Below are 11,667 nucleotides of genomic sequence, written 5' to 3' on the forward strand. Positions count from 1 at the left end.
CATAAAATCCCTTTCATTTGTAAAAAGAATGAAAGGGATTTTTTATTTTTGATGTGAATATGCTGAAAATTTAGTATGATAATAAAGTGAAACTTTAATCAGCGGGGAGGTCTATCCCTCATTGATTATTATACCGCACGAAACGGGCTTTTACTGCCCACAAATAGCGGGATAAAGTATATACATCTTGGATAAAGGGGAACAAGGGGATGACAAACATAGTACAGACAAACGGTATGAAAAAACTTGTTTGTTTTTATGAAGAGTGGCAAAAAAACGGCGATGTAGAGAATAGTTTGAAGTTGTTTGAATTGATTCAAAAATATAAACAAGAGCAGCTTATGCTAGCTTTTTGTGGTCATTTTTCTGCGGGGAAATCGACAATGATGAATCACCTATATAAAGCGCAATTATTACCGACAAGTCCGATTCCAACGAGTGCTAACGTCGTTAAAATTGAAAGAGGATCTGATCGCGTTGTTGTAACGATTAAGTCTGGAGAACAGTATGAATATGACGGCGCATATTCAGCAGAAGAATTAAAACAAATATGTAAAGACGGTGATGAAGTAATTGGTGTTCATATTTATCGAAATGATGCGCCAATTCCTGATGGGGTTATGTTAGTTGATACGCCCGGAATTGATTCTACGGATGATGCCCACCAATTAGCGACAGAATCAACACTGCATTTAGCAGATGTTATTTTCTATATGATGGATTATAACCATGTCCAATCAGAGGTTAACTTACAATTTGTTAAAGAATTGAAACAACGTAATAAAACGGTTTATCTCGTTGTAAACCAAATAGATAAACATAAAGCAAATGAGTTATCGTTTGAAGAGTATAGAGATAGTGTAAAACAGTCTTTTTCTAACTGGGATATTGAAGTGGATGGTATTTTTTATACATCATTGCGAATGATGAATCATCCATACAATGAAATTCAAAGTTTAGAAGCATTAATTTTTTCTATCATGAAAGAAAAAGAGCAGTATGTAAGAAAGGGAATGGAGCGAGAAACAGAATATTTACTGCAAGAACATTGTTCGTTTATTCTTTCTGAAAATGAAAAACATCTTATGAAATATGAAGAAGAATTAACATCACCACTGTCACTTTCAGAGATAGTTGAAAAAAAGGAAGAGTTAACTGAAAATAAAAATCGCGCGGCTAGTAAAGAATCTGATGTGAGAAATGAATTTATAAAAGGTTTACAAGCCATATTAGATAACGCGTATTTAATGCCATTTGAAATGAGAGAATTGGCAAATGAATATTTAGAAACGAAATTAACGAAGTTTAAAGTTGGTTTGTTATTTGCGAAAGGAAAGACGGAGCAAGAAAAACAGAGACGTGTAGATGCTTTTTATTCTGCTCTTCAAAAGACTGTTGAAACGCAACTTGATTTTCATGTGAAAGAATTTATTGTAGCCTTCTTAAAAGAAGAAGGGTTATTTACAGAAGAAATAGGGAAAGACATATATGCGTTAGAGATTGCTTTCGGACCGGAAGTGTTGGCTGAAACAATTAAACAAGGGGCTGGATTTACCGGTGATTACTTACTTCTTTATACTGCTGACGTTGCAAATGAGTTAAAGAAAAGATACTTTATGAAATCTCAGCAAATTTTCGGGAAAAGTACGGGTATATTGCAGAAGAAAGTGAAGATAGAGATTGCTCGTATTGAAGAAGAAATTGAAAAATACACGATGTTACAAACAGCAAAAGAAACGAAATTACAATACATTAAGAAGTATGAGGAATATGAGATCTATTTAGGAGATATTTGGAATGAACATGTTTCTATACCAGATGAATTACAAATAGACGAAATATTACAAAGTAAAAAACAAATTGTTAGTGAGAAGTTTACACTACAAGAGCAAGAAATTATAAATGACAACGTAGCGGCTAGTGAAGAAGAGATTAAAGGAACGAAAGCTTTAAATATTCAGCGTATATTAGAAAAAGTGAAGAAAGCTGAAACGATATTAGATCCATTGCCTACAATGAAACATTTACAGCAAGAAGTAGTTGGAAAAAGACAGCGTGTAGAAACGAAGCAATTTACAGTAGCGTTATTTGGAGCTTTTAGTGCTGGGAAATCATCATTTGCTAACGCATTGCTTGGTGAAAAGGTACTTCCTGTATCGCCAAACCCAACGACAGCAACAATAAATCAAATTTTGCCAGTTACAGAAGATAAACAACATGGAACGGTAATTGTCCAGTTTAAATCAGAGCAAGCGCTGTTAGAAGATATGAAAGCTGTTTATAAAATGTTTCACTATGAAATTGCTACATTGGAAGAAGCGTTAACGCAAATTGATAAAATTATGAAATATCCTTCACCAAGCGGGAAGCAAAAAACAACATTTAGCTTTTTACGAGCGGTACAAAAAGGATATGAGGCAGTTGCTAATCATTTAGGGGAACAAGTACAAGTTACGTTAGAGGAGTTCTCTGATTATGTAGCTAATGAAGAAAAATCATGCTTTGTTGAGCATATGGAGCTTTATTATGATTGTGCTTTAACAAGGCAAGGAGTAGCGCTTGTAGATACACCAGGGGCGGATTCTATTAACGCTCGCCATACGGATGTTGCATTTCAGTATATTAAAAACGCAGACGCTATTTTATTCGTAACATACTATAATCATGTTTTCTCTCGCGCAGATCGTGAGTTTTTAATTCAGCTCGGTCGTGTAAAGGATACATTTGCACTTGATAAAATGTTCTTCTTAATAAATGCTGCCGATTTAGCACAATCCGAAGAAGAACTTGAAATGGTAAAAGGTTATATTGCGGATCAGCTCTTACAATACGGTATTAGAAATCCACGTTTATTTGCAATTTCAAGTTTATGTGCACTTGAAGAAAAGCAAGGGAAACGTATTGATAAAGAAAAGTATGGTATTTTACAAAACTCTGGGATTGCTAAGTTTGAAGAATCATTTACGTCCTTTATGATGAGGGATTTAATGCTTGTATCTGTGCACGCTTTATATAGTGCATTGCAAGGAGCGAATCAGCTTCTTGTAAATATGATAAATGGCGCGAAGCAGGGAAATGATGAGAAAGAGAAGCAAACAAAAAAATATGAAGCAGAGCGTGATCAGCTACTTCATATTATTTCATCATATAGTGTACTTGCTGAAGAGCAAGCAATGCAAAATGAAGTGAAAGAATTGCTTTATTATGTACACCAACGTCTATTTTTACGCTATAACGATGTGTTTACTGAATTTATTAATCCGGCGTCGTTACGAACAGACGGGAATGTGAAAATGCAGTTGCAACAATGTGTAATGGAATTAGTTTCATTTATTCAACATGATTTATTACAAGAAATGCGTGCGACATCATTACGTCTTGAAAAATGGATAGATGAAGCGATGAAGCGTGCAAAGGATGAAATTGTTGTGAATTGCAAAGTGGAAAATGAATCGATTTCTATGGGTGGAACAGTGGATTATGAATATAAAGTTATTACACATAAAGAGCCGTTTCCTTCAATAGAAATAAAAGATTTTAAAAAGGCACTGGGACATTTTAAAAATGAGAAAAGCTTTTTTGAAAAAAATGATAAAGCTTTTATGCAAGAAGACGCTAAAGGAGTGTTAGAACCTTTCGTATCAAACTATGTAGCTGATGAAGAAGATTTATTCGTTCATCATTATAAGCAAGAGTGGGATGCAAAATGGAACCTATTCCAAAAAGTGATGCAGCAAGATGTTGAGAATTATTATGAAAGTATATTATTCGCTTTAGCTGAAACAATTGATGTATCACTATATGAACAAAGTAAAGAAGAGCTACAAAAGCAGTTAGTAGAAATTGAAAAAGAAATTTATATTAAATAGCCGTTATGAAAAAAAGATTCGTTCAATTTTCTTTTGTAGTACAGTATCTAAAGATTTTACAAACCCTGCAAACTCATCAGTAGAAATCATATGGGTAAGAACTAAGCGTCTGCCGTCTGGTGTTTCACCGCATAAGACGAATGAAGAAAACTCATACGTTTTGTTTTCTACTACTAATTTTGGATAGGAATATGTGTCGCTCTTCTTTTTCTTTCCATCAATAGAGATGACGTTGCATTTTTTCTCATTGTTGTCCATGGTGAATCCCTCCTTTCTATTATCTATGGTAGACAAGGGGGGTTTAGAACAATAGGGAAGGGGGAATTTTTATGTCTGTTGTAATAGAGCGTATTTCGAAAGAAGCTATACCGAAATCTTTATTGCTCCTTGCTGATCCAAGTGAACGCCAAATTGATGCATATGTACAGAGAGGGTTTACGTATATAGCTAAACAAGAAGAAAGCATTATCGGTGTATATGTGCTTTTGGAAACAAGACCAAAGACAATGGAAATTATGAATATTGCGGTTGTAGAACATATGCAAGGAAAAGGTATTGGTAAGGGGTTATTGTTGCATGCAATAGAAAAAGCTAAAGAATATAATATGTACAAACTTGAAGTTGGTACAGGTAATTCTAGTATTTCACAACTTGCGTTATATCAAAAATGTGGATTTCGTATTTTTTCTATTGATTTTGATTACTTTTCAAAGCATTATGAAGAAGAGATTATTGAAAATGGAATTGTATGTCGTGATATGATTCGGCTTGCAATGAAATTAAACAAATAAGTATAAATTATTAGGGGGAAGAGAAGATGGAAGTACATAAAGCAATTACAGCACATTCTCGTAAACAAAATGAGATTGTAAAAATATTTTTACAATTAGATGCGCAACGCGAAGCAGCAATTGAGGCTGCGATCGCACTTGCATCAAATGGAAAACATTTCTCAGTTGATGCAATTAATATGGTAACAAAGCAAATTAATGACCTTGCAAAACGCGGCGTTGCGCCGCAGCGTAAACTTGTTACAACAGATATGGTTATGGAGTATGTAGGTCGCGTGAACGAGAAAGAAGGGCGTTAAGGATGATTGTTACAGTCGAATGGTTGCGTGAGCATTTAGAAGATGAACATGTCCGTATAGTCGATTGTCGTTTTGATTTAGCGAATCCAAATTGGGGTAAAGAGAAGTATGAGGAAGAACATATTCCCCATGCGTTATATTTTGATTTAAATTTAGATTTATCAAGTTCTGTAATAGAGCATGGTGGTCGCCATCCATTACCAAATATAGAGCAGTTTGCAGACAAGCTTTCACAGGCTGGGATTGATGAACATACGACAGTAATTGCGTATGATAGTCAAGCTGGTGCAATGGCTTCTCGTTTATGGTGGTTATTAAACTATGTAGGACATGAGAAAGTGTATATATTAGACGGTGGATTTCCAGCTTGGAAAGAGAATGGATTACACACAACGCCGAATATCCCAGTTATTGCACGAAAACCTTTTATACCGGAAATACAAGAAAATATGCTTGTAACGATGGAAACGGTCAGAAAGAATATTCATGCAGGTATAGATATTACGTTAATTGATTCTAGAGAGCCGAAACGTTATGCAGGTGCGGAAGAGCTCGTCGATCCGAAGGCAGGGCATATTCCGACGGCAGTAAACTATTTTTGGAAAGATGGAATTTTAGAATCGGGACACTTTAAAAACGAAGAGGAACAGCAAGGGCGTTTCCAAAATCTTGCTAAAGAGAAGGAAACAATCGTATATTGTGGTTCTGGTGTTACAGCGTGTCCGAACATAGTTGCATTAAAATTAGCTGGTTTTCAAAATGTTAAATTGTATACAGGTAGCTGGAGTGATTGGATTTCTTATCCAGAAAATCAAATTGCAAAAGAAGAAGATTAATCACTTGCATGCAAAAATAATTTGTATTAAAATAAGGTCACAAGCAAGAGATTGCTTCAAAAATATTATATTTTACACATTGGAAACAATGTGATAATATAACGACAAGTAAATAATACATCCTGCGGTGTGCGTAACTTATTTATGTCTAAAACCGATGTTAGTTTTACGGAAGCTCAATATTTAGTGACCATCATCAAGCCTTCCTTGTGGAGGAAGATGTACGGTAACTGTGAGGGCATCCACCTGCGAGTAGCGGGTTTTTGGACATTTACGAGGAACGGCACTTGCGGGGGTCTTATTTCAACTAACATTATATAAAATTCCTACGGTGTACGTAGCTTGTGTATGTCTTAAACCAATAAGTATAATATGGAAGTTCAATATTTAAATGTAGATAGCAGGCCATCTTTTTAAGAAGGAAGTTACAAACATTTGTGAGAACATCCACCTGTGAGAGCAGGTTTATGGACATCTATAGATAACGGCATATGTGGGACTATATAAAAAACCTTACGTTTTATACGTAAGGTTTTTTTGTTGAATAAATATGCTCATGTTATCTCGATTTACCTGTAAAGTTTCCATAATAAATATAGCACTTGCGGTCTTCATCAATTTCTCTTGAATCTAGGGTGAATTCCAAATGTATTCCATCCCGTTGAATATATATAATATCTGAATGGAGAGAGGGTAAGATGTCCTCGTAATTCCACACATCTTTACTTTCTATCATAATTGAGCTTGCTTCCTTTAGTTCTCGAATTTCAAAACCTATGTGCGAGTATGTAGGATCTGAAGGGTCGTTGAAAAAAACTTCTTTTTGTATATATAACACTGCTGTCCCGTCTGGATCTACTGAAGTTGCAGTAACGACATATGTATTTCCATCTTTTGTAAAATATTCACAAGTCATGCGCGCGACAATTTCAGAATTAGAAATATTTGCGTAGTTCCATAAAGCCGGATACCCGTTAGTTTCATCATAGAGCCGATATTCCAATCGCATTTTATCCCTCTTCTTCCTTTTTCTTCTACTTTATCATGCCATCTTATATAATAGAAATATAATTTAAAAAGGGGAGTGCAAAGGTGACAAAAACGAAATGGCTAGTAGGTGGTGTTCTGACATCTTTAATGACGGGCACTTTATTTGGCTGTGCGCAAGATATTCCCCCCGAACCGAATGATAATAGTTGTTCTGATTGGGATTGGGATGATGAGCTTGGTGTTTGGCAGTGTGATGATAGTAGTTCAGGTTATCGTGGACATTACTTTTATGGTGGTAAATACTATCAAAATAAATCCACCTTCAAAAATTCATCAGCGTTTAAAACTTATCAATCTTCGGCCGAATTTAAAGGTGGAATTGGAAGCGGTTCAAAAGGTGGATTTGGAGGTTAAAATATGTCGCAATACATAAAGAAACGAAAAGGATTTTATTCGAATTATCCGCATTTCTGGTCGGATTTATATGAATGTGAGTATAGTTTGTTTCATGTTTTTCCAATAACAGAGCAAACGATGAAACAATTACAATTAGCAACTGAACGAATGGGGAAAATATTTTTTAAGACTGCTAGACTTCTTCGGGATTTATCTAATGAACAGCTTCTTGAACTTGGTTTTCCAGATGCAAGCTTGCCTTTTATTAGACTGAAAGGAATGTATCCTGAATCTGTTATTTCACGATTTGATTTTGCTTTAACAGATGATAATCGTATTAAAATGCTTGAGTTTAATAGTGACACTCCAACTTTTATTGTGGAATGCTTTCAAATGAATGGAAAAGTTTGTGGAAAATTAGGCTATGATGATCCAAATGCAAATCAAGAGCGCTTACTTTCTTCCGGTATTACAAAAGCCGTAATGGAGTTTACAAAAGGAATGGAAGATCCAAATGTTGTTTTCACAGCTCATCATGAACATATAGAAGATTGGAATACGACTATGTATTTGAGTGGGCTATGTCATGTTGAAAATAAAGTGATGCCAATGACAGAACTTAGAATTACAGATGATGCTTTAGTAGATAGAGATGGTGTACCAATTGATGTTTTGTATCGCCAAACATATCCAATTGAAGACTTAATTGAAGATCAAGATCCCGAAACGGGGGATTTGGTGGGAGTAGAACTTTTGCAACTTGTAAAAGAAGGAAAGCTTTTTATTATAAATCCTTTGTCGGCCTTTTTAATTCAGCCGAAATCAATTCAATGTCTTATTTGGGGATTAGCAGAAGAAGGTGCTTTTTACACAAATGAGGAACAAAAGTGGATTAAAGAATATATGCTTCCTACATATTTTGAGCCAGATTTATTTTTGGGGAAAAGTCCTTTCGTTCAAAAACCTTCGTTCGGTAGGGAAGGTGACACGATTACGATTCGTGATAAGGATACAAATATTATGATTCGAAATGCACATGAAACGTATAAATCGTCACTTCCTATATTTCAGAAATATACAGAGCTTCCAGTTGTATTTTTGGAAACTGAAAAAGGAATTGAGAAGCTGTCATACGTGTTTGGGGCTTTTTTAATTGCTGGAAAAGCGAGCAGCATCGGTATACGTGCCGGAGAAAAAATTACGGGAAATGAATCGTATTATTTACCGGTAGGTATTAAGAAGGAGGAAAATAAATGATTAATTTTTTACTATATTTAGCAGTATCACTTGCACTTTTATGTATCGGTCTTTTTCTTATGGAAGTGACAACGAAAGTTAAGGAATTTAAGTTAATGGCTCAAGGGAATAAAGCGGTAAGCTATGTACTTGGAGGAAGATTACTTGGTCTTGCTATCGTTTTATATTCAACGGCTGCTAATTCTATTTCAATTCTTGATATGGTTTCATGGGGAGCTGTTGGGATATTAGCTCAAATTATTGTCTTTTATTTAGCAGAATGGCTTACACCACGTTTTAATATTAATAAAAGCCTTGAAGAAGATAATCAAGCAGTTGGTCTTTTCCTTATGTTTTTATCACTTTCCATCGGAATTGTAATTGCTGGTTGTGTAACATATTAAAACCCTTACATTTTAACGTAAGGGTTTTATTTTATGTAGCCGAACGCTGAGAAGGATGCGTATTAGTGTACTAAACTCGAGGTAGTTGTTGTAATAAGGAAAAGTTTCCATACAAAGTGTTGACATCTATTTTAAATAGGAGTAACATTTTCTATATAATTAAAATAAGTCTCTGTTAGGTGAGGCTCCTGTATAGAGAAATGCTACTGCCCAAAAATGTCGAGAGACGCCAATGGGTCAACAGGAATGATCGAATTAAGGTTTTTCTTAACGTAGCTGGTAATGAACCTATGCTATACAGTGCTAAAACTCGGCGAGGGAGAGGTCCGTAGATTTCTAATTATATTATATTGGGAATCGCTTATTTGTGTATGCAATGACCTTTGCTCTCTTATGAGTAAGGGTCTTTTTTGTTACCAAGCTATGAGTAATTTCATAGTATAGATTATAACTAAAAAATTAAAGAGGAGGTGAGGAGCATGTCAAATTCTGACTCGGTTCCGTTACCCATATACTTCAAATCAAAAATATATGATGTAGGCAGGAAACGACTTGTTCCTCCCTTTATATTTATCATAATGTAGCGTTTATTCGAGTATTTAAGCGCTAGACACTTTCACGGTGAAGTGGATAAATTGAGAAACAAAGCGTTTCTTCCTATGTTGTAAAGGAGGAGACGATAATATGTTATATGTAAATAAAAGTGTGGGTAACACTCCGTATAAATTAAGTAAAAAAGCAATGAAAGAACAAACAATGCTTCAAAAAAATAAAGATTTATTAATTGAAATCGCAACAAGAGATGTAAAATCTGTATTTGCGTATTTTAAAACAACAAGAGACGGACTATCTATGAAAGAGGCACAAAAACGTATTCAAGTATACGGCCGAAATGAATTAACTTCAAAAAGGGCGCGTATTGCGGAAGTAATGATGAAGCTAAGTGGAATGATTCCAGGTCTTTCAAAACAAAATGTGCATGATGAATTAAAATGTGAAACAGTTACTGTTTCTAGAGTAGAAGCCTCTAGCGTAACAGGGCTAAACAATGAATTAAAAATGATGAAATTGCCAGTACAAGAGCTTGTACCTGGAGATATGATTTTTCTTGCAGAGGGCGATACAGTACCAGCAGATGTACGTATTATTTATGCAAATGATTTATTAGTAAATGAATCTATGCTGACAGGAAACGATGCTAGTATTGAGAAATTTGAAAGTTGCTATCATCTTGAACGTAAACGATTTATTCCATTAAAACGGATGAAAGACTATAATCCACTTGAACTTGAAAATGTATGTTTCAAAGGTACGTATATTGTTGACGGAAATGCAAAGGCTGTAGTTGTTTCGACAGGTAAAAATACGTATTCAGGAATACTTCATACTTGTTGCGGTAGAATGTCTTAATGTGTTAATGATGCTAAATATACAAAAACAATGTATAATAGACAAAGTTGAACAAAAACGTAGAATGGTAATCTATATATAACCTTACGTGATAACGTGAGGTTATTATTTTTTGTTAGTAGGAGAGGAATTATGAAAAAAGTATTATTAGTTGATGGTATGGCACTATTATTTCGTGCTTTTTACGCAACAAGTGTATATGGACAATTTATGAAACGACAAGATGGTACCCCGACGAATGGGATTCATGGTTATATGAAGCATTTATTAACAGCAACACAAGCAATCGAACCAACGCACATTGTAACGTGCTGGGATATGGGAAGTACGACATTTAGAACGGAATCTTTCTCGAATTATAAAGCAAATCGTGCAGCACCGCCGGAAGAATTAATTCCGCAATTTGATTTAGTGCAAGAAATGACTGCGAAATTATCTATGCCTGTAATCGGTATGAAAGGTTATGAAGCGGATGATTGCATCGGTACGCTTGCAAAACAATATTGCAATGAAGCGGAAGTTTATATTTTGACAGGTGATACAGATTTACTTCAACTTGTTGATACGAATGTTACAGTTATGCTTCTTCGTAAAGGAATTGGAAATTACGAGTATTACACACCGGAAAAAATCATGGAAGAGAAAGGTGTAGAACCTTGGCAAATCGTGCATGCGAAAGCTTTCATGGGAGATACAAGTGATAATTATCCAGGTGTAAAAGGTATTGGTGAAAAAACAGCGTATAAGTTTATTCAAGAATACGGCACAGTATCGGCAGTACTAGAAAATATAGCATCATTAACGAAAGGGCAGCGCACAAAAATTGAAAGTGATTTAGAGAATTTAAATATCTCTTTACAATTAGCGCAAATTCATTGTGAAGTTCCAATTTCATGTTCGTTAGAAGAAGGGTTACACACAATGAACGAAGAAAAACTACGATTCGTTTGCGGCGAAATGAATTGGGGAAGACCTGAAATATTGATTAATATGCTTTAAAGGGTATGGAAAGGTAGATCAAACATAATTTTGATCTATCTTTCTTTTTTTGTTCACAAAGTTGTCAGAATATAAACTCAGTTTTCATATGAAGTTCAAATGGATTTCACAACAATCAATTATTATAAGTCTACACAGATAATTACTTATCTTTTAAATAAACCATCCTTTGATAAGTTATTTGTAATCGTTAAGGAGGAAACTGACAATGCGAAAAAAAGTGAGAAAATCTTTTAAACAATTATTAATAGAAAATAAACAATCACTATTAAGTAATAAAGAAAATATGAAAGAAATTGAAGAACGGATTGAGAAACGGCATGTGTCGTATAGTGGTGCTAATAATTAAATAAAGTAAAAAAATTTAACTTTATTTAAATTAAAAATTTTCAAATCGCAATATATTTGAAAACAGAATATGTAGATGATATTAATAC

General features: G+C 34.5%; 12 protein-coding genes, 2 other RNA genes and 1 riboswitch. Of the genes, 12 read left to right on the forward strand and 2 right to left on the reverse strand.

What is annotated here, in order from left to right; genetic code table 11:
* The first annotated feature begins 209 nt into the window (after positions 1-209).
* Positions 210-3,869, forward strand: coding sequence for a dynamin family protein (locus tag AB3X48_RS11700; RefSeq protein ID WP_016104349.1), 3,660 nt, complete (start codon positions 210-212; stop codon positions 3,867-3,869).
* Between the two features lie 3 nt (positions 3,870-3,872).
* Here the strand turns inward: AB3X48_RS11700 and AB3X48_RS11705 are convergent, their stop codons facing one another.
* Entirely contained in the window at positions 3,873-4,127 is a 255-nt protein-coding gene (locus AB3X48_RS11705) for a DUF3931 domain-containing protein (RefSeq protein ID WP_000369740.1), read from the reverse strand.
* 71 nt (positions 4,128-4,198) lie between these two features.
* Here AB3X48_RS11705 and AB3X48_RS11710 point away from each other — a divergent pair, with 71 nt between their 5' ends.
* The 5 genes from AB3X48_RS11710 (at position 4,199) to ssrS (AB3X48_RS11730) (ending at position 6,299) form a co-directional block, all read left to right on the forward strand.
* Positions 4,199-4,660 (forward strand): GNAT family N-acetyltransferase, encoded by a 462-nt coding sequence (locus AB3X48_RS11710; protein ID WP_002158541.1) that lies wholly within the window; start codon positions 4,199-4,201, stop codon positions 4,658-4,660.
* 26 nt (positions 4,661-4,686) lie between these two features.
* Positions 4,687-4,959: a DUF2533 family protein gene (locus AB3X48_RS11715; RefSeq protein ID WP_002149260.1), complete on the forward strand. Its 273-nt coding sequence runs from the start codon at positions 4,687-4,689 to the stop codon at positions 4,957-4,959.
* Positions 4,960-4,961: 2 nt separating this feature from the next.
* Positions 4,962-5,795, forward strand: a complete 834-nt coding sequence (locus tag AB3X48_RS11720) for a sulfurtransferase (protein WP_016104350.1) — start codon at positions 4,962-4,964, stop codon at positions 5,793-5,795.
* A gap of 116 nt (positions 5,796-5,911) precedes the next feature.
* Positions 5,912-6,094: non-coding RNA, 6S RNA (ssrS, locus tag AB3X48_RS11725), on the forward strand.
* A gap of 21 nt (positions 6,095-6,115) precedes the next feature.
* Positions 6,116-6,299, forward strand: a non-coding RNA gene (ssrS, locus tag AB3X48_RS11730) — 6S RNA.
* A 55-nt stretch (positions 6,300-6,354) separates the two neighbouring features.
* Here the strand turns inward: ssrS (AB3X48_RS11730) and AB3X48_RS11735 are convergent.
* Positions 6,355-6,804 (reverse strand): hypothetical protein, encoded by a 450-nt coding sequence (locus AB3X48_RS11735; RefSeq protein WP_016104351.1) that lies wholly within the window; start codon positions 6,802-6,804, stop codon positions 6,355-6,357.
* 83 nt (positions 6,805-6,887) lie between these two features.
* On the opposite strand from AB3X48_RS11735, the gene AB3X48_RS11740 reads away from it, so the two are divergent.
* The 6 genes from AB3X48_RS11740 to AB3X48_RS11765 all read left to right on the forward strand — a co-directional run bounded on the left by AB3X48_RS11740 (position 6,888) and on the right by AB3X48_RS11765 (position 11,579).
* Positions 6,888-7,199, forward strand: coding sequence for a hypothetical protein (locus tag AB3X48_RS11740; protein WP_002158538.1), 312 nt, complete (start codon positions 6,888-6,890; stop codon positions 7,197-7,199).
* A 3-nt stretch (positions 7,200-7,202) separates the two neighbouring features.
* Positions 7,203-8,438, forward strand: a complete 1,236-nt coding sequence (locus tag AB3X48_RS11745) for a glutathionylspermidine synthase family protein (protein WP_016104352.1) — start codon at positions 7,203-7,205, stop codon at positions 8,436-8,438.
* On the forward strand, positions 8,435-8,821 hold the full coding sequence (locus tag AB3X48_RS11750; RefSeq protein WP_002117799.1) for a DUF350 domain-containing protein: 387 nt from the start codon (positions 8,435-8,437) through the stop codon (positions 8,819-8,821). Before AB3X48_RS11745 ends, AB3X48_RS11750 begins: the two co-directional genes overlap by 4 nt.
* Positions 8,822-8,985: 164 nt before the next feature.
* Positions 8,986-9,151: riboswitch (M-box (ykoK) riboswitch) on the forward strand.
* A 354-nt stretch (positions 9,152-9,505) separates the two neighbouring features.
* Positions 9,506-10,231: a P-type ATPase actuator domain-containing protein gene (locus AB3X48_RS11755; RefSeq protein ID WP_016104354.1), complete on the forward strand. Its 726-nt coding sequence runs from the start codon at positions 9,506-9,508 to the stop codon at positions 10,229-10,231.
* 132 nt (positions 10,232-10,363) lie between these two features.
* Entirely contained in the window at positions 10,364-11,230 is an 867-nt protein-coding gene (locus AB3X48_RS11760; RefSeq protein WP_016104355.1) for a 5'-3' exonuclease, read from the forward strand.
* A 208-nt stretch (positions 11,231-11,438) separates the two neighbouring features.
* Positions 11,439-11,579, forward strand: coding sequence for an FbpB family small basic protein (locus tag AB3X48_RS11765; RefSeq protein ID WP_002158534.1), 141 nt, complete (start codon positions 11,439-11,441; stop codon positions 11,577-11,579).
* Positions 11,580-11,667 lie beyond the last annotated feature (88 nt).

The sequence above is a fragment of the Bacillus sp. S4 genome, from assembly GCF_040838205.1.
GTDB classification, from domain to species: Bacteria; Bacillota; Bacilli; order Bacillales; family Bacillaceae_G; genus Bacillus_A; species Bacillus_A cereus_U.